The following is a 19268-nucleotide window of genomic DNA, read 5'->3' on the forward strand; positions in this document are numbered from 1 at the left end:
AATATTAGTCAATCCTTTTTATATTACCCACTACTACTAATAAATTAATCTAACGTTGCTATCGAAGCAATATCTTCAACATCTAAAATCCTTAAAAATTGATAACCAATACCCGCTAATCCTGAATATAATCCTATTAATTCTAATCCTGGAAGAGATTTTGTTTGATACTCAAAAGAAATTCTACTTTCTTCTATCATTTTTCCGCAAATAGCTTTTGCCATATCTAAATATTCTTTTTTCTTTGTCTGCTCAAACAGACTTAAAAATAATTCTCCTGTCCCTGAATTCCCACAACTTAATGTATCATCTTTTGAATAGAGACTATTCATCACCCCATCAAGAACTAATTCTATATCATGATCTACTTGAAGATTACTATCTAACCCTTTTAATTTAATACGACTTAACCCGATACCTACTAATCCATTTTGCCAATTACTTTCACTTAAATTTCCAACTTTATTTCGTTCCATTTCCATCAATTCCAATGCTAATTCTAAGAATTCTTCGACTTCACATTTTTTACTCAAACGTACTAACACCATAATTAAAGAGCTTATCCCTTGAGAAAATCCAGGAGCTAACGTATCCTTATTTTCTTTAATTTGCTTTACTAAATACTTACCATATTGAATGCATTTTGTTAAGTAAGCCATGTCTCTAGAATCCTCATATAAATTTAATAATACATGTATAATACTAGCCGTCCCATGTAACCAGTTATATTTTGCTGTGACAACTTTAGATTCATCTATATATTTAAACACTTCATTTATAACATCTTTATATTGTTTTCTCGGTTCATCTTGAACAATTTTATGCGCAGTATATAAAAGAGAAGCATATCCCGTTAAACCAGAGTCATATTTTAAACTTAATGCTTTAACTTTTGCCATATTAAATGCGTAATCCCTAATTTTTTTATATTCTATGTTGTGACTTTTTTTATATAGATAGTGATAAAACAGTGATATACCAGCTAAACCATCATAAAACTCTCCTGATATCGGACCTATCCCCCAATTTTTGTCATGATGATTATTTATTGTTAGCCATGAAATCGTTTTGGTCTCATCACAAATTATTGCATGCTTTAATATTTTATCCCCAATGTTCATTGCTTCTTGAAGAAAATCTATCTGATTATCTTTTTTTTCTGTAGCTACATCCCACACACTATAATTTCTCTCAAACTTCTTATCTCCATATCTACCTGTTTTTATATTTATTACAGAAACCTGTTGCTCAATTAAAAAAGGATTCAACTCTTTCAATTTAGTAATGAATCTCTCATAACCACTTATCTCCATAACATTTTTATGTAGCTTACCATTACTGTCAATGATGTCTTTTGAAGAAGCGTAACTAAAGAATATTGGTATATCATTATTTAGAATATCTTCCATTTCACTTTTTATAAATTCTTTTCTTTCAAAAGGATGTACCCAAATATTTTCTAGCACTTGTTCACGATTTAATGAATCTCTTAAATAGTCTGGATGATACGTATTTGCTAACATTTTCGCATACACAACTGTATTTCTCAGTACATGCCTAACTTTTACATCCTTAAACTCTTCCAATATACCACTATGTAATAATTCATCTCTATATTGAATAAATATATTACATATGTTCTCAAAACCTACTACAATCTCATCTATATATGTACTATAATCAACATTTTCCCCATTAAGTTTAGGAATATTATTAGCTCCCTCAATTTTTACTTTTTCAAGATCAAAGACCATATTGTCAGTAAACAGATTTTTAAGTTGGTACTCCCTTCTTTCTAAATGTTGCTCTTTCCCCGCTAAAGCACTCATATCAATACCTTCATCTGTTATATCTCCTTTGAGAAGTTTCTCAGGTAACAATAAAGTACTATTCACTAAGTTCAGCATTTTTTTCGTAGTGATTAAATCTGCCGAAGGTTTATTTTTAAAGTTAATTATATTTTGTAACAGCGTTTCTAAATCCACAATAATTGGGTATTCACCAGACGCAATTAAATTTTCCATATGAAAATCATTACCATTTAATATATACATTATCCCTAATATTTGACCATATCGAATATAATATTTTTTAACTTCTTCTATAGATTTACAATCTCTTTTTTCAACAAACTCTTCAATTACAAAATCATCATAAATCAATGTATTGTAACTAGGCATTTTTAAAATATTATTTTTATCATTAATCCAATCTATTAAAGAATTATATGCACTAACAACCTTTAAATTCTTAGGTTTATACACAACCTTTTTTCCCGAAACAAAAGTTAATACAATAACAGATCTTCCTTGTTGGTGAGTATCTCCTTCTCCAATAGAAATATTGCTAATTTTAAACTCTTCTTGAACACCTAAATTTTTTACAATGTCTAACTTGCTTTCTTGTAATCTATCAAATAATTCAATAATATTATTAACAAACAGTATTGTTATATTTACTAAAATCCTTGAAAGCACAATATACTCGTTATAAAAATCAACCAGTCTAGTTTTTTCACCCATTAGTCGGATAAATGAATGGAATCTTTCATCTGGTGTTTCTCCAGCAAGCTCATCCTTTAACTTTGAAATATTTAACTCCAAAACAAAGCTTTTAACTGATACAGCAAACAATTTACTCGCTAAATTTTCCATTATTTGTTGAATAACTTGCGGCTCAACTGGTAACGGGTCTTTTCGATTCACAATATATTTATTCATTTCTTTTTCTGCATAAAGTAAGAATGGTCTAAGTAAGTAACTATGATTCATTTCTTTCTTATATTCAATTTGATTATCTAATTCATCCAAAATATCATTTAAGACTATAAACCAATTCTCTCCAAGAATTTTAGATTTGTAAATATCTATATGCTCCTCAATATTCTCATTTATTGCGTGTGAAAAATATACAGGATCATACTCTAAAACAGTAAGCATTTCAGTAAAGTCTTCATCTGCTAATAAATTTTTTCTATTTCGCCATTCCTCTAACGCGCTTATATTTAGATTTAAATTCACCCCAGAGTTTTTTAATGTATCATACCTCTCACTTACAGTTAACCCTTTAATTGCTTCTTTCAAGTTCACATTCTTAATCATTACTTATCTCTCCTGACATCAATGTACTATGATAAATTAAATGATTTTAAAAAATATATATAATTTAAGTGCAATTTTTGAAAAGTTTGATATGATAAATTATAAGCAACTTCCAGCAGCACCTATAATTTATATCACCTCACCTAAGTGGGCAGTCCTTCGACTGACCTGCCCACTAAATGAGACGACCTAACTAACATTTTTTACAGCGAATTAGTTAACTGTGATATAACTTGCAACAAATGAAACACCTGCGCCTGATACAACATATGATGCTTTAATAAGCCAAGGCGTTGCTGGTGTTGCTGGTGTTGCTCTTTGTTCAACTGCTCCACCTGTTACTTGCGCCATTTCATTAATTGATAATTCTTGGAATCCTACTCCTGATGGGTGAGATGGCATGTTCTTACCTCTTACTTTCGGGTTTTTCCATGCTACAATGATTTCTTCGTTTGTCATGTTTTTATTCCTCCATTTTTTTATTTTCAGTATTAATTAACCTAGGCATGTTTTATTGTTTGAAAAGATACCGCTAATTGCCGATACTACGCCACCTGATACAACATATGTTGCATACGGTGTATGTGGAGTTAATGGTGTTGCTAATGTTGGTGTTGCTCTTTGTTCAACTGCTCCACCTGTTACTTGCGCCATTTCATTAATTGATAATTCTTGGAATCCTACTCCTGATGGGTGAGATGGCATGTTCTTACCTCTTACTTTTGGATTTTTCCACGCTACAATGATTTCTTCGTTTGTCATGTTTTTATTCCTCCATTTTTTTATTTTCAGTATTAATTAACCTAGGCATGTTTTATTGTTTGAAAAAATACCGCTAATTGCCGATACTACGCCACCTGATACAACATATGTTGCATACGGTGTATGTGGAGTTAATGGTGTTGCTAATGTTGGTGTTGCTCTTTGTTCAACTGCTCCACCTGTTACTTGCGCCATTTCATTAATTGATAATTCTTGGAATCCTACTCCTGATGGGTGAGATGGCATGTTCTTACCTCTTACTTTTGGATTTTTCCATGCTACAATGATTTCTTCATTTGTCATGTTCTTACTCCTCCTTAGTATAAAATCAACTTTTATTTTCGGATAATATCATCCACTTATCGGGTATTCTTCGATTGAACTACCCACTAAATGAGACGATCAAACCAACATTTTTTTACAACGAATTAATTAACTGTGATATAACTTGCAACAAACGAAACACCTGCGCCTGATACAACATATGATGCTTTAATAAGCCAAGGCGTTGCTGGTGTTGCTGGTGTTGCTCTTTGTTCAACTGCTCCACCTGTTACTTGCGCCATTTCATTAATTGATAATTCTTGGAATCCTACTCCTGATGGGTGAGATGGCATGTTCTTACCTCTTACTTTTGGATTTTTCCATGCTACAATAATTTCTTCATTTGTCAAGTTCTTACTCCTCCTTAGATTAATTGATTAGTATAAATCAGCTTTATTTTCGGGTGATTTTCTTACTTATGAAGCATCTTTCAATTGTTAAATCTGAAAAATGTATAATCAGATTTTAAGATAATATTTAGCTTCCCCCCTAACTGATTAAAGAATTTTGCATCACCTCCTTTAAGAATTTTTCTTTGTGTTCATGATATCTTTAATTATTTACTTCTTCATTTTGAAGGCTATACAATTTATTGTAGTACCCTCTTTTTTGAAGTAATTCATGATGAGTCCCTTGTTCTACAATTTCCCCATCATTCAGTACAACTATCTTATCGGCATTCACGATTGTACTTAATCTATGAGCAATGATTATCCGTGTACAAGATAGTTCCGCTAAATTTTGATCGATAATTTTTTCTGAAATATTATCTAGCGAACTCGTTGCCTCATCTAATATTAATACTGGCGGAGATTTCACTAAAGCCCTTGCTATAAGAATTCGTTGACGTTGTCCTCCAGATAAATTGCCCCCTGCTTCTGAGACAATTGTCTCAAAACCCATTGGCAGTTCCATTATATATCGTAAAATATTTGCTTTCTCTGCAGCCTGAACTACGTCATTTATATCTACATCTTTCTGCATCATAGCTAAATTTTCATATATAGAGCGATTAAATAATTTAGAATCTTGTAATATTGCTCCTATTTGTTTCCTTAAAAAAGGTAAGTTATAATCTGTGATAGAGGTATCATCATATAAAATATCCCCATTAGTCGGAACATAAAATCCCAATAACAATTTTGCAAGTGTACTCTTTCCTGAACCTGACTCCCCAACAATTGCAACTGTTTCACCAGGATTAATTGACAGTGAGATTTTCTTGAGAACTTCCTTACCAAATACACTGTATTTAAATGAAACATTTTCCATTTTTATCTTACCTGATAATTTATTTTTTTCAGATCCTTCAAACTCTGTTTTTGTTTTCATCACATCTATTATTCTCAGAAAATACGAGCGAACTTTAACAATTTCTGTAAATGTTTGACTCAAAGATACGATTGGAGTAATAAAAGATGCTGAAATAGAATTGAATGCTAGCAACGTCCCCATCGTGATTTCCCCTTCAAAGATGAAAGTACTACCTAACCACAAAATAAATAACGGTATAATAAATTGAACTGAATTAGATAATGATTGGATAATACTTGTCCAAATATTTAATTTTTCTGTTGTCTTCAACTGGTTATTAAACTTATTCTGCCATTCCTTATGTATTTGCTTCTCTAGTCCTAACATTTTTATATCAGAAATTCCATTAAGATTTTCAAATAAAATTGATTGGACTTTAACTTGATTCGATACATTATCATCAGATAACTTTCTTACAACTCTCGCATTAATTACTAAAACAGTAATTAATAAGAAAGAAATGAAGAGCATATACATTGTTAAAGATGGAGAATATTGCATCATAATTACTGTAAATGTTACTACTAGTAACAAATCTATAAAAACTGAAACTATAGTTGTAGAAAGAATTTGCCTAATTAATGTGTTAGAATTTGCTCTAAATAATAGATCTCCATTAGACTTATTCTCAAAAAGTGGATACGGCAACCTGAAAAGAACTTCCATAAATTTATTCATAATTGAAGAATCTAATCGCGTATTGAGCTTTGAAATCGTCCATCCTCTTAAGATAGAAATCAACATATACATGATAAAAATTGTCAATATACCTATACCTGTAGCAAAATAAAATTTTAAATCTGATTTCATTATGACCTGATCTGTATACCACTTAGTTAGTAACGGGATTGTTATGGCGATAACTTGAATGAATACAGTCACCATTATTACAACAGCTAGTAACTTCTTTTGACTTAATAAATGCTTGAGAAAAATATTGTTTTTCTCTTTCTTCTTCTCGAGAAATGTATTACTCGGAGAAATATGTAAAGCATATCCAGAATAACTACTATTGAATTCTTTATAGTTTAAAATTTTTCTACCACCTGAAGGGTCAATAATATGCCATTTATTTTTAGTTATTTTTTCTAAAACAACATAATGCTTCCCTTCCCAATGCAAGATCAATGGCAACTTTAGCTCTTTTAAACTTAATGTATCTACCTGATAGGCTTTTCCATTCATTTTCTTTTTTTGCGCTATATAAAGTAAATCTTGAAAAGAATGCCCTACACTAACCGAACCAAATTCATTCCTTAAATCACTCAAGGAAACATAATGATTATAGAAATCTAATATCATAGCAATACACGATAATCCGCATTCACTATGCTCCATTTGTTCAACATATCTTATTTTTTTCATCTATAAACCCCTAGTATAATTTATGTTTCAAAATTCTCATGCGGAATCATGCTGGTTTTTTAGTTGCGAACGAATTATCTCTATTTTCAATTAATAAATCTTCATAAGAAAACAAATTTTTTCTATCATTAAAATCACCAAGCAATATTTTTTAACAACGACCCTGTTAGTGGGTTACTGCCTTATATACATCCAGAGTGCCATGCCCGAAAAAGGAATATTTTTCTTCATAACCATTCACACCATGTTGATAAAGAAAGTTAGTTGATTTATTAGGTTGGTTTTTATAATTCTTTTTATCAATAATGAGTGCTAACGCACCTGATACTTTCGGAGCAGCTACAGAGTTACCTACACTGAATGAATAACCCCCACCAGGAGCTGTACCTACAACTTGTTCCTTCTTAAAAGCTCCACTACTATAATATTGTTCAATACCTAGCTCATTAAATAATTTCAAATCCCCTCCAGGTGCAGCAATATCAATAAAACCCTCTCCGTAGTTTGAAAATACTGAAAGTTCATTTTCTAATCCAACCGATGAAACAGTCACAACATTAGGTAAAGCAGCTGGAACATCAAGAACTTTCCCAGTATAAGACACTTCATGTAGAGTATTTTTCTTCTTATATATCTCATTCATTTGTCTGCTATCATTGACATTTAGAGAGTCGTTACCAGCTGCTGCGACAACCACGCTACCTTCATTACGAGCAAATTTTATAGCTCTTTTATATGCTTTTATCTCCGCAAGATCTTTTTTGGATTCACTACTATTTAAAAAGACTTTTCCATCTACCAAGTATTGTCCTAAACTCAGATTTATAACATCTACATCATCTTTTGCAGCCTGTATTATTCCTTTTATAATCCAAATGCTTTCTCCTAGCCCTTCACCAAATACTCTATACGATTTTATACCTATATTTGGTGCTATACCTTTAATATTCCCATTTGCAGCAATTTGTCCAGCTGTAAATGTTCCGTGTCCTGTCTTATCCTCAAAATAATTAATATCTCCTGTTTCAGATTTCTCCTTCCCTCTAAATCCCCCATTAGGAACTAGATTTTTTGAACCTGGAACTATATTTCCTTTTAAATCTGGATGATTACTATCTACTCCAGAGTCAATGATACCTACCGTTACATTTTTACTTCCAGAAAATACATCATAACTTTTTCCATCATTTGTAACCTTTTTCATGTCCCATTGATTTTCCCACAGCATTGGATTCTCTAAAGTTTCAATTTTATTTGCTTTATTACTAACATTAGAAAACCTTAATGATTCATTATAGGTATTAATAAAAGACTTATAACCAATTCTATTCATCTTTTCCTGTGTTGCTTTCACTTGAAACACATTAATTTCTTCTACTGAGTATACAATTTCAATATTATTCTCTTGTATTATCTTCCTTGCTTTCTCCCATTCCTCATGTTCCTCTAATAGAACTGTATAATAGTTTTCTTCCTCTTCCGCATTAATCAGCTTTGCTGGAGAAAAAATAACAAATATCATTGAGACCACAATTATTAGTTTAATAAATTTCATTTCGATCACTCCTCATTCAATTTAATTACTATATACTTATATAGAAGTGTTCATTCTATTAACAATCCTATAGAAAGAATTGAATATACAAAATAAGTTTCTTCATGTATATTTTTTTATCACTTTACAATTGCGATGTGTAAACTTCACAACATTCATGCCAAACTTCTCCGATGTGAAAAGTAAGAAAATTATCAAAAAAGAGTAGTAGCGGTTTTGATTTTGAGTAAAGTAAAAAATGTTTTTTCCAATTTCAAACAAATACCTATCACATAAAATAAACTTTAGCATATCACTTTGCAAAAGTTAACAAAAAACAAATTATTTAAATATTCTGTTTTTAGTTGGTTTTAATAATAAAATCCCCTAAATTATTTAATATTTTCCAAGGATAATTTCAAAAATATTTGATTAAATATTTAAAAATAATATATATATCTACATGAAAATAAAAACATATAAATATTTTAATGTTAAAGATGTAAAAGTCCTTCCAAAAATCTATTGCTAGCTGTTTAGTTTCTATTTAGCAGTAAACTTCGAATAACATTTCAAAGTATTTTCCGAAAAGAAAATATTTTTGTGAAATATAATATATTATGTTACAAAACATCATAAGAAAAGAATATTCAGACACATTTTAGACATAAATTAATAAATTTCATTTACAATATACTATTGGTTCTGATGCAATAACAATTAAAATTTATTTGAAATTATATGTTTGAATACATAAAATTCCCCATCTATTAAAAACAACCACCTTCCTTTCAAGTAGCATAAATTTTTTATCCATTTAAGTACCAATCCCCCTTCAAAAATCACTCGTTTCAATACTTTGAAAGGTCAAAAAACAGACTTTTGAAGTACTTTTTTGCTGATTTCCTTTTCAACTACTGCACTTTTTGGTTCATTAGATTTAGAAGACGTAGTATCTGATTTTGAACACGCAGTAATAAATACACAGAACCCCAGTGTTATTCCAATTACATTAAATAATGCTTTCCCCACTTTAAATCCTCATTTCTTCCTGCAATGAAAACAGATTCAACGTTTTACTGTTGATTAAAAATTGAAATTTGAATGGTTCTTTCCTTCTTTTCCACCTTTTCTTTAATTTCAGGCTTTTTAAACTCTAACTTATTAGCTGCTACGTTATATGACAACACAGCATCGAAAAGATCCTCCCCTTTCTTGAATCCCTTAATCGTGTTTGTTTTTCCATCTTTTAATAGTTTTTTCACTTGTGCACTAGATATTTTCTTTCCTAATATCTTCTCCTTAATTTGAAAATCACAGCCTGTCGTACTATATGCTGTGCAGCCATAAAAATCTTTTTTTAGAACCACTTGACTACCGCACTTTAAATATGAACCCAGTAACTTCTTCTCCTCCTCTTTCCTTTTAGCCTCTTCAATTTTTTTAATTGAGGAATCTAAATTCCACGATTTAGAGATTTGTTCAATATCATTTAATAGCTTCACAACTAATTTTTCAGCCTTAGCTATAAATTGCTTATAATCAATTCGGCCATCTGAGATTGCCTCTAAAACATTTTCCCATTTTGCAGTTAATTCAGGTGAACAAACAATCATCTTGTCACCAAGTGCATCCATTAACATCCGGTCCTTCTCTAATAAAAGTACCTTATTATTCTTATTAACTAAATATCCACGATCATATAGTGTATGGATAATACCATCACGCGTAGCAACTGTACCTATTCCACTTGTTTTTTTAAGGATTTTTTGCATTTCTTTCTCTTCCATAAGTGAACCGCAATTTTCCATTAATTCAACTAGTGTTCCAGATGTCAAATATGGTGGTGCTTTTGTCATTCCTTTGTTGATTTCCGTATCAACAATCGTCCCTATATCTCCTTCTTTTACATCCGGTAAATGAGCTACTTCTTCATTTTCCTCTTCTTGATCATCTTTCTCATCAGATACTTGTTCTTTCTGGTATAACATCTTCCAACCTAAACTCACTTCTTATTTCCCTTTGGTTAAAAATGTTTCAGTTTCATCTACAACTGTGATAATTGAAGTAAAATCATACAATGCATCTTCGTGATGCGCGGCAATTACTCGTTTCACCACCAAATCATATATTGCTTTTTCACCAGGATTTAATTTAGAAAAATCCTTAGGAACGTCTAATACTATAATTCCGTGATGATCTGAGACCTTTTTCTCATTTATATACCGTGAGGACAAATCAATACTACGTATTGGAGCAGGTAAATATTTAGAATCTGACTCGGTATATTTTAATTTTTCTAAAACTGCTGAAAGGATTGGTGCTTCAGCTGCCGTAATATACGGGTTATCTGCGCGGGGATAAGACAACAAACCAGCTAAATACAAGTTTTCTGCATGATGAAGAGTTTCCTTAGGATCCATTTTAAATAATTTATTAGCAGTAGATTGAAGTCTGGTTAAATCAAAAAACTGTGGTGGCTTAAATGCCTTACGTTCCTTTTTCACTTCCTTTATAACAGCTGGTTCTTCAACTAATCGAATTGAAAGTTCCTCTATTTCTTCTTCACTATCAAAACGATTCTTGTCTTTTTTAAACCATCTTCCTGTATATTCTTTACCGTCCATTTCAAAAGTCCCAGATAAAGTCCAAAAAGGTTCTGGTACATGTGCTTCTATTTGTTTAATACGATCGTAAACAAGACGTAGCGTTGGAGATTGACACCTCCAATCGAAAATACATCCCTTTTCAAACCACTTAAATCCCCATTTTCAGAATTTCTACTTGCAAATTCTGATTGCATTCTTAGAGATACAGACCTTGATAAATTTATACCTACTAAGAAATCAGCTATTGCTCGCGCATAAGCACTATGATATAAATTCTCTTTGGATTTATAAGGAACTAATTCTTGCATTCCTTTTTTAATTGATGCTGGCGTTAAAGAAGAAATCCACAAGCATTTTGTTGGAAGGTTTCTATTTGTTACGTATTTTATTATTTCAGTAAATATTCTCATACCTTCTCTAGCTGAATCACAACAATTAATAAACATTGTAACTTTAGGATCATTAGCCAGTTTTTTATTGTTCTAACATGTTTTTCTCTTCCTTTAATTGGTTTATAAATATAATTTTTAGGCATTATAGGTAATCCTGACAAACTCCATGGAGTGTTAGTCCCCATTTTTTCTTCATCAAAAGTCAAAAGGTGACCCATACAATAGGCTACATATGCACCATTAGGAAATTCATTGCAGGGCATTATCTCGTAATACAAATCATGCTTTTTATATTTTGGAAAAGCAGCTACAATTTTCTTTGCTACATCCGGTTTTTCTGCCAAACATAAATACACTCTTAACCCTCCTTATAAGCATAATAGGCTTTTACTATCCAGTTACTATTTCTATAAATACCCCAACTGATATCAGCTTATAGAAATAGTCTCCCTCATATGGATTATGAGATTTTCTATCCAGAAATCTAAGAAAATAAAAAAATCGATAAACACATTTGGTTTATCGATGATAAAAAAGTATTGTTGTTTTCTAAATGAACAGAGATATTTGACCGCATTCCTCTTCTTGTATCTGTACATCTGCAGCGGGACAATTAACGATTTGTTTATTTCTTTGATTTGTACTAATTCCTTCACGAATTGCACTAAGCAACAACTGATTTATGCCTAGATTATAATACTTTTTATTCATAGTACCAGGTTCTTCAGTCCAGCCTAACCAATTAAATATAACTTTCTGTGCCTCTTCCATTGTTCTTATATCCGAAGAACATATTATAAATTTCAATTTATTCCAAACTATTTTAAAATCACTATTGTCATAGCAAGACGGGAAACAAAAGTAACTTTTTCTTGTTATACGCTGCCTTTCTTTTAAAAAGGAAAATAATTTTCCTTCTTCAAAAGGAGAATCTACATCCACATAAAAAATAGGGTTTGTATTTCTTGTTTTTTGCTTATTCACTTTCATATCAGGTAAGAGCACTAACTCCCCATCATAATTAAAGTCTTTGGGGACAATTTCATTTCTTGATACGCGAATACCTTCTGTTTCGTACCAGGCATCTAGAATGGCTTCTATCTCTTCTTCCTCAATCAATGTATATTGTGATTTCTCTTGTGCATAAAGTAAATATTCCAGTAATATATAACGCCCTTCAAAAGATATTCCACCAGGTATATATCCTTCATCACTAGCACGATTAAAAATCTCGTAGTAATGCATATCTTGATATTCTTCATCACAAAGTTGAAAAATGTCTAATTCACTATTATTAAGGTTATCACTTTTTAAAATTTTATTGTATACAGGTCTAGGTTTTATGCTACGATATCTACAATCATTACGCATTTTAACAACAAGTGTTTTCCAGTCTAACAAGAATTGATAACTGTTTTTTCCTTCCGCAATCAACCGTTTTAGCATCTTATCTTCAGATACAACTCCGCATAACCAACAACCACTTCTCGCACCATTCATTGAACAGGCAGAACCAATATCATTTGCACTCGTTTTAATACCACACTCAAGCATTTCTTCACCATATTGAATTGTCATCTCTTCTACATCAATACCATAACTTAATGTTCCTCTATCCATTAACTCAAAAAATACTTCATCAGATGTTAAAAACTTTATTGGATGGAAATACTTTATTCTAGGCATATCCGGATGTTCAGCAAAGTATGATGTTGCATCATCTTCAATTGCAGCAATACTTCTTCTGCGACGCGCACTCTCTTCATTCCTTACACCAGTATAAAGCAAAACATCAAATTCGTCGTTTGCTATATCCATAGGAATTTCATTTAAAATTTCTTTCAATTTATTCTGCATCGGCAGAAGTTTCAAATGGCTCGTGCACCATCTATTTCTTACATTTCCTAACGGAATAGAAGTACCGCGACCTAGTAATTTATAAAAAAATCTACTTTTCATTTGTGGTTTCACCATATGAACCACAAATGGCATTTTCCCCTTATTATGAAATTCACCTGCCGCATATCTCTTAATTTGTTCTAAACATCTATATTGATAAGCAGTCATTTCTGGTGTCTCAACACCCGTATCAGCACAAATTATATGAACGGTGTGAATACGTTCCTCTGGTTCCATATCTTCTAATGTTTCGCATAACAATTGCATTACAAGCGATGAATCTTTTCCTCCACTCATTGCAACCATGTGAGTCTTATAGTTTAAATAAACTTCTTTCATTCTTTGCTTTATTATTTTAATTTCATCTAAAGAGTTTCTGTTCATTTTTTCTTACCCAAAATTACAATAAAAAACACAAAGGGATCTCCCCCTTGTGCATATTGCAACAAAGGGTTAGCCCCCTTTCAATTTATGTTATTTATTGCATGAATAATCTTTAATGAAGCAGCTGATTAAAATAAAGTTAACTGTCCTGATTCGTCATTATTCAAATTCATCTCTTTGCTAATTTTTTCTTCCTGTTCTAATAATTCTTCGGTACATGATTTAGATAAGACATTTTGTGTATTACAATCTGCATGATTCCGCTGATAACAAGCGCAATACAATGGTACTTCAGGATCCACCTGTTCTAAATAGCAATCTCCTTTGCCTAAAGAACAAGTTTTCCAGTGTCCACATGCCCCAAATCCTTTCTTAGAATAGCCTAGAGCCGTGTATGAAGCGTCTGATTTCATATGTGGGTTTCTTTTCATTATCCTTTTTAACTGTTCTATCCACATAGATTTTCCCCCTTACAAAGCAACCATATATACATTTTTTTGCAACTTAATGAACATTTCTTGCAGAACAAGATTTAACGAAACATTCGCTTGTCTTCTTATATAACCTTTTTCTAAAAGTTCTATTGCATCAGCAATTCCTTTTACACCTAGTTTTTCAGCATGTAGCTCTAATATATTGATTTGACTTTGAAAAGATATAAAATCCTTCTTTTTCGTTAAAGCATAAAGTACATCCTTAAACCATATGTTTATAAATTTAAATAGAATTGGCTCTTTTTCTTTTGAATCTATTAATTTTAATAACTTTATTATTTCTATATAGACTGCAGGTTCCATCAAATTCTTCATCAAGCAGGCTACTTGCGAATGTAGATCTATAAACCACTGCTCTTTTGCTAGTGACATAGCTTTATCTATATTATTTGTCATACGAGTTAAAAGCTTTACTATATCCTGAGAAAGGTTTGCTGCAGATAATTCTTCTTCGTATTCTCCCCTAGATGTATCTAGAAAGTTTAAAATTTGGCATCTAGATTGAATCGTACCAAGAACCTTTTGTATATTTTCTGTAACAAGAATGGCCGTTGTATTTCCATCTGGTTCTTCTAAAAATTTTAATAAACTATTTGCAGCACTAGTTGTTAGCATTTCAACTCGATCAATAAGATAAATCTTTCTTGAGAGTTCAGTAGATGTGTATGAGATCTCCTTGTGTAACTGCTGAATTTGCTCCTTTTTAATACTCCCACCCTCTTCTGGTGAAATAATAACTACGTCAGGATGAATGTTGTTATTTATGCGATCACAATTTCGGCAATCATTACATGGTATTCTCTCTGAATTTTCTAAACAAAATAGGCTTTTAATAAATAATAAAGCTGTCTCTTTTTTTAAAGTTCCTGCTTCCCCATTAAATAGATACGCATGACTAACCTTTTTATTTACCAATCCATTTTTCAGTATTGTCCCTACGATATGTTGCTTTTGCATAACTTCGCTCCAAGATATGACCCTTGTCATCATCACCACTCCTTAAATTTTGTTAACACAAAAAGACCTTCCGAAGAAATAAGTGCTATTGTAAGAGGCTTACAATAATTCTTATAACCCGAAAGGTCTTGTGTATTAGTTTCAGCAACATAAAAATATTATCAATTAAATAATAATGAATATTCAGATATTTTTCAAGGGTAATCACTGTCGCTAACTCGTTTTCCCCATTTCCCACAATTATCTGACCCGATTGTTGAATAGAATGAATGTACTTTTCAACAGATTTAAATTGAGCAATTTTTTCTAATCAAAATAAATGCCCCCTTTTTTCTTGATAGTGGTGTAGTTCCCTCTACATTAGATAAAACATTATTATATCAATATATTGATATAAAATGAAATCAATGGTAAAATGAGTGCTGTTTTTGAAATTATATCTTTAATAATTAAATAGGAGGTCTATTGTGAACAAAATTAAGCAATTTTTTCTAAGTTCTATAGTATGTGTTTTATTATTCAGTACAGCAGGAACAGCATATGCAGAACAAAATGGTCAAGCGAATTCATCATCTTTTATTGACGTTCCTAAAACCCACTGGGCGTATAAAGAAATGATGTATATGGTGGAGAATAAGATTATAACAGGATACGGAAATGGCTATTTCGGTGCAGCGGATCCTATTACTCGCGAACATCTCGCTGCTTTCTTGTATCGATATTTAAAACCACAAGATAGTACAAATAATCCATTTGGTGATATTGGTGACAGCAATTTCAAAAAGGAAATTTTGGCACTAACAGCACGTGGTATTTTCAGTGTAAATGCTGAGAAAAAATTTAATCCGAAAAATAATATGACACGTGCTGAAATGGCAACTGTGCTTGTCAAAACATTTGACTTAAAACCACAAGGAAATGTTGAATTTACGGATATGAAAGGTCACTGGGCCAACGAATATGTCAAAATATTAGCTGGTAACAAAATAACGAGTGGTACAGGTGACGGAAATTTTAATCCAAATGGAATTGTTACAAGAGAGCAATTTTCTATGTTCCTATATAGGACTATTATGGCAACAACAGGTATAAAAAATAATGACGCGGTTGGCTGGGTTGTAGATGGAGAAAAGAAATACTATTATGACAAACCAGGCGTGAAACATACTGGATTGTTGCGTTCAGGAGATGATACATATCTTTTCGATGAAAATGGTAATCTATCAGTGGGATGGAATACCGTTGACGGGAAGGACTATTATTTTAATAGAACAACTGGTGCAGCCCAAAAAGGCTGGTTCTCGCAGGCTACACATTGGTACTTCGCAAACGATGAAGGGGCAATTCAAAAAGGTGATGTAACTTATAAAGGTAAACAGTTTCAATTCGACAGAACAGGAAAGATGGTCAAAGGCTGGGTAAAAATTAATTCTTTTGATCATAACATTTACAGTTCTAGAACGGTTTTAAGAGGACATAATCCTATTCAAGTTGGGGACGATGAAGTTCTTGAAGTAGTGGGAGAAGATGATCCCTTATGGTTTAGAGTAAATTATAACGGGAAGACATACGTTGTAAAAAAACTATTTGTAGTTGTGTTTGATCAATCTTTATCCAATAAAATGGATGCGATTCGTCAAGATGTAAACGATTTAAAATTCGGACTAGAATTAATACAAAAACACTCAAAACGCTTAGCTGATGCTAATCAAGCAAATAATATCGATACGGCTATACTAGAATCTAGCGAATTGACACAAAGTTTGAATCTGTTCCTAACGACTTTAAAAGGATCTCATATAAAAAGCTTAGTTGATAACATAAATGCAAAAGAAGCTGATCCAAATGTCCAAGTAAAATATCAATCTATCCTCACGAACTTACAAATGATGGAGGATGATTTTAGTAAAATCCATAAGTTTATGCTATTAAAAGATAGTATTATGGTTTTAGATAAAGCCAATAAGGACTCTGGGGATATTATTAACAATGTACAGGCTGCCAAGAATCTGTTACCAGAAACTAAAAAACAATTAGCAGAATACAGTGCAGAATACATGGATGTAATTGCAGCGTCACTTAATATGTATAATGGTTTTCCAGTAGAAGTAGAAGAAGCATATATTGAACCGATAGAAAAATTCTTGAATTCCTTACCACAAGAAGAGATTAAAAAACAAGCTAACGGTTTAAAAGATACTGCTACAGAGATAAAGGATTGGCATGAAGATTTTAAGGGGAGAATACCTGCATACAAATCAATGGCTAAAGATTTACACACTTTTAATAAAAGTGTAGATAAATTTGCTAAATCAGTAGATACAGCAGCTAAATCTTTACATAAGCAAGCTTTGATGGTCGAAGACTTAACAAGAAGTGTTTCTACACACATTAAAGAAGCGCAACAAGCATTTCCAACTCTTCACACGGATATCATGTCAGGTATCGATGCTACAAACCACCTTTTAGATTCTGCTAATAAAATTACGGGATATAAAATTGATACATCTAACATAGCTAAAAATGTCGGAAACATGGACGGTTTAACAAATCGTCTTAAGGATTTTGGTGTACCGCCTGAAAAAATGAAAGAATATCTGGAAGAACAGAAGCGTACGAATGAACTTGGGTCCATGTCACTTGATTTTATGCCAGTTGTTGGGCAAATTAAACAAGGGCTGCAACTTTATAACGGAAGAGAATTTTTCACAGAGAGAGAATATGGTCCAGATGATTATGTTTGGGGAACAGTTTCTACACTAGTAGGTGGCTCTCCTAAAGTTGTTGGCCGTGTGTTTGGTAAATATGGAGAATTAGAACAAAAAGCAAAGGATTTAGGAAAAGTATCAAATGTAACGGAAGAGATTGGATGGAGTATGCCAAGAGGTGGCGGCGTCATTGATGGGCGCAAGTACTCTGAACATGCACTTGAAAGAATGGCACCTGATACAGTTCAAGTTCGAGCGGAGCTTACAAAACGAGCACGTGAGCGAGCTGAAAGAAAAGGGTATACATTCGGATCAGATAAATACATGGAAGAATTAAAAAAAGTTGATCCTCGGGGAATGACTCCAAATGTAGTTGAAGATATTATAAAAACGGGCACTCGCAAACCAGGAGACAATCCTGGTACTTGGAAATACGTTAGAGACGAAGGCTACGTTGTTATAAATGATAAAGGTGATGTTATCACAGTTGTTCCCGCTAAGAAAAAAGAATAGAATGAATAGCATAGTAAGTAATCTATGACAAAAAGGTTGAGGAATATTGGATATTAAACATGATAAGTATGAGTTATTAGAAATTTTCGAAAGTGAACCAGAAGATTACTATATTCCAGGTGCGGGTGCGTATCGATATAGTAAAATTGATAAACTTGGATTTGAACTGGTTATGAATATGTTCTATTATGATGCAACAGTTGAATTAATAATGCTATACGAAGACAAACGTATCATAGAAACCAAGATGGAATTGGTGAAAGAAATATATACTCGTAATGATACACTATACATTCTAGGTGCAGAAGAAAAGAAAAAAATCGAAGTAAAATTCAAACCACATTTTACAGTTATAATAAATAAGTTTTAAAAACTCAAAATCAATGATCGTTAATATTCTGCGCATGCTTTAGAAAGAATGACTCCGGATACAATAAAATTTGTGCTGAATTAGAGGCACATACCAAAAGTAGAGGGCTTGTACGTAGTACACAGAAATTTAAAGAATTTGTTAATCCTATAATCTGTAGTAGAATTTCTGTGCCTTTTCATCAAAACTAAAATAAAAAATGAGTAAAAAAGACAAGGCTTTTACTTCGTAGATAAGACTACAAAGTAAGAGCCTTATTTTATTATATTTGTTCATGTTCATACTGTTTTTCTTATAGTCTTCCGTTTTCATCCTTCAATCGCTTATTCTTTACCAATTGTTCGAACAGCCTCAATTTGTTTCTCGTTTAGATAAATGCCCTTCTCTTCTAACGCTCTAAAATAAAATGAATCAAGTTCATTATCAGTTATTAATTCCTTAGAAGTGTAAATATCAGCTATTTCCGCTTGAGGTATTGTCTTCATTTCAAAGTAGCCTTCTGGTAGAAATACACTTTGTTTTTCTGACATCTTCAAAAGTTT

17 protein-coding genes and 1 pseudogene are annotated in these 19268 nt (G+C 31.9%); 2 read left to right on the plus strand and 16 right to left on the minus strand.

The features are described 5' to 3' along the window. Nucleotides 1–44: 44 nt before the first annotated feature. The 15 genes and pseudogenes from ACVWY7_RS06720 to ACVWY7_RS06790 form a co-directional block, all read right to left on the minus strand. Entirely contained in the window at nucleotides 45–3101 is a 3057-nt protein-coding gene (locus tag ACVWY7_RS06720) for a type 2 lanthipeptide synthetase LanM family protein (protein WP_326969576.1), read from the minus strand. A 213-nt stretch (nucleotides 3102–3314) separates the two neighbouring features. Beyond that, nucleotides 3315–3560: a mersacidin/lichenicidin family type 2 lantibiotic gene (locus ACVWY7_RS06725; RefSeq protein WP_000180457.1), complete on the minus strand. Its 246-nt coding sequence runs from the start codon at nucleotides 3558–3560 to the stop codon at nucleotides 3315–3317. A 36-nt stretch (nucleotides 3561–3596) separates the two neighbouring features. Then, nucleotides 3597–3863 carry a mersacidin/lichenicidin family type 2 lantibiotic gene (locus ACVWY7_RS06730; RefSeq protein WP_000180458.1) on the minus strand — a complete coding sequence of 89 codons (267 nt, stop codon included), beginning with the start codon at nucleotides 3861–3863 and terminating at the stop codon, nucleotides 3597–3599. Between the two features lie 36 nt (nucleotides 3864–3899). Then, nucleotides 3900–4166, minus strand: coding sequence for a mersacidin/lichenicidin family type 2 lantibiotic (locus tag ACVWY7_RS06735; protein WP_000180458.1), 267 nt, complete (start codon nucleotides 4164–4166; stop codon nucleotides 3900–3902). Nucleotides 4167–4291: 125 nt separating this feature from the next. Next, nucleotides 4292–4537, minus strand: a complete 246-nt coding sequence (locus ACVWY7_RS06740; protein ID WP_000180457.1) for a mersacidin/lichenicidin family type 2 lantibiotic — start codon at nucleotides 4535–4537, stop codon at nucleotides 4292–4294. A gap of 202 nt (nucleotides 4538–4739) precedes the next feature. After that, on the minus strand, nucleotides 4740–6866 hold the full coding sequence (locus ACVWY7_RS06745) for a peptidase domain-containing ABC transporter (protein WP_105989484.1): 2127 nt from the start codon (nucleotides 6864–6866) through the stop codon (nucleotides 4740–4742). A gap of 166 nt (nucleotides 6867–7032) precedes the next feature. After that, nucleotides 7033–8421, minus strand: coding sequence for a S8 family peptidase (locus ACVWY7_RS06750; RefSeq protein ID WP_000668729.1), 1389 nt, complete (start codon nucleotides 8419–8421; stop codon nucleotides 7033–7035). Nucleotides 8422–9267: 846 nt separating this feature from the next. Beyond that, nucleotides 9268–9432 (minus strand): hypothetical protein, encoded by a 165-nt coding sequence (locus ACVWY7_RS06755; protein WP_002080135.1) that lies wholly within the window; start codon nucleotides 9430–9432, stop codon nucleotides 9268–9270. Nucleotides 9433–9476: 44 nt separating this feature from the next. Next, the gene (locus ACVWY7_RS06760; protein WP_456523756.1) at nucleotides 9477–9905 is read right to left on the minus strand and encodes a topoisomerase C-terminal repeat-containing protein; all 429 of its coding nucleotides are present in this window, start codon (nucleotides 9903–9905) and stop codon (nucleotides 9477–9479) included. An 81-nt stretch (nucleotides 9906–9986) separates the two neighbouring features. Then, nucleotides 9987–11138, minus strand: a pseudogene (locus ACVWY7_RS06765) (DNA topoisomerase); the annotation flags it as partial. Beyond that, entirely contained in the window at nucleotides 11075–11455 is a 381-nt protein-coding gene (locus ACVWY7_RS06770; RefSeq protein WP_456523712.1) for a hypothetical protein, read from the minus strand. The pseudogene ACVWY7_RS06765 and the gene ACVWY7_RS06770, both read right to left, overlap by 64 nt. After that, the gene (locus ACVWY7_RS06775) at nucleotides 11416–11745 is read right to left on the minus strand and encodes a hypothetical protein (RefSeq protein ID WP_456523713.1); all 330 of its coding nucleotides are present in this window, start codon (nucleotides 11743–11745) and stop codon (nucleotides 11416–11418) included. The genes ACVWY7_RS06770 and ACVWY7_RS06775 overlap by 40 nt, the downstream gene beginning before the upstream one ends. Before the next feature lie 205 nt (nucleotides 11746–11950). Further along, entirely contained in the window at nucleotides 11951–13684 is a 1734-nt protein-coding gene (locus tag ACVWY7_RS06780) for a phosphoadenosine phosphosulfate reductase domain-containing protein (RefSeq protein WP_456523714.1), read from the minus strand. Nucleotides 13685–13812: 128 nt separating this feature from the next. After that, on the minus strand, nucleotides 13813–14142 hold the full coding sequence (locus tag ACVWY7_RS06785) for a hypothetical protein (RefSeq protein WP_277493261.1): 330 nt from the start codon (nucleotides 14140–14142) through the stop codon (nucleotides 13813–13815). Nucleotides 14143–14154: 12 nt separating this feature from the next. After that, complete coding sequence (locus ACVWY7_RS06790; protein ID WP_456523715.1) at nucleotides 14155–15165, minus strand: DNA polymerase III subunit delta'; 1011 nt, start codon at nucleotides 15163–15165, stop codon at nucleotides 14155–14157. Between the two features lie 437 nt (nucleotides 15166–15602). Here ACVWY7_RS06790 and ACVWY7_RS06795 point away from each other — a divergent pair, with 437 nt between their 5' ends. Both ACVWY7_RS06795 and ACVWY7_RS06800 read left to right on the plus strand, forming a co-directional pair. Then, on the plus strand, nucleotides 15603–18356 hold the full coding sequence (locus ACVWY7_RS06795) for an S-layer homology domain-containing protein (RefSeq protein ID WP_001033624.1): 2754 nt from the start codon (nucleotides 15603–15605) through the stop codon (nucleotides 18354–18356). A 46-nt stretch (nucleotides 18357–18402) separates the two neighbouring features. Next, nucleotides 18403–18726, plus strand: a complete 324-nt coding sequence (locus ACVWY7_RS06800; RefSeq protein WP_000351756.1) for a hypothetical protein — start codon at nucleotides 18403–18405, stop codon at nucleotides 18724–18726. A 323-nt stretch (nucleotides 18727–19049) separates the two neighbouring features. Here the strand turns inward: ACVWY7_RS06800 and ACVWY7_RS06805 are convergent, their stop codons facing one another. Continuing rightward, a complete protein-coding gene (locus ACVWY7_RS06805) occupies nucleotides 19050–19256 on the minus strand; it encodes a hypothetical protein (protein ID WP_249211618.1) in 207 nt (68 codons plus the stop codon). Nucleotides 19257–19268: the final 12 nt, after the last annotated feature.

This window comes from Bacillus sp. TE9106W (assembly GCF_054062215.1).

Bases quoted from the DNA above. Each gene is read 5' to 3' on its own strand.
- ACVWY7_RS06745 (WP_105989484.1), bottom strand. From the start codon at position 6,866: ATGAAAAAAATAAGATATGTTGAACAAATGGAGCATAGTGAATGCGGA.
- ACVWY7_RS06750 (WP_000668729.1), bottom strand. From the start codon at position 8,421: ATGAAATTTATTAAACTAATAATTGTGGTCTCAATGATATTTGTTATT.
- ACVWY7_RS06805 (WP_249211618.1), bottom strand. From the start codon at position 19,256: ATGTCAGAAAAACAAAGTGTATTTCTACCAGAAGGCTACTTTGAAATG.
- ACVWY7_RS06790 (WP_456523715.1), bottom strand. From the start codon at position 15,165: ATGACAAGGGTCATATCTTGGAGCGAAGTTATGCAAAAGCAACATATC.
- ACVWY7_RS06725 (WP_000180457.1), bottom strand. From the start codon at position 3,560: ATGACAAACGAAGAAATCATTGTAGCATGGAAAAACCCGAAAGTAAGA.
- ACVWY7_RS06785 (WP_277493261.1), bottom strand. From the start codon at position 14,142: ATGTGGATAGAACAGTTAAAAAGGATAATGAAAAGAAACCCACATATG.
- ACVWY7_RS06770 (WP_456523712.1), bottom strand. From the start codon at position 11,455: ATGTTTATTAATTGTTGTGATTCAGCTAGAGAAGGTATGAGAATATTT.
- ACVWY7_RS06730 (WP_000180458.1), bottom strand. From the start codon at position 3,863: ATGACAAACGAAGAAATCATTGTAGCGTGGAAAAATCCAAAAGTAAGA.
- ACVWY7_RS06720 (WP_326969576.1), bottom strand. From the start codon at position 3,101: ATGATTAAGAATGTGAACTTGAAAGAAGCAATTAAAGGGTTAACTGTA.
- ACVWY7_RS06735 (WP_000180458.1), bottom strand. From the start codon at position 4,166: ATGACAAATGAAGAAATCATTGTAGCATGGAAAAATCCAAAAGTAAGA.
- ACVWY7_RS06780 (WP_456523714.1), bottom strand. From the start codon at position 13,684: ATGAACAGAAACTCTTTAGATGAAATTAAAATAATAAAGCAAAGAATG.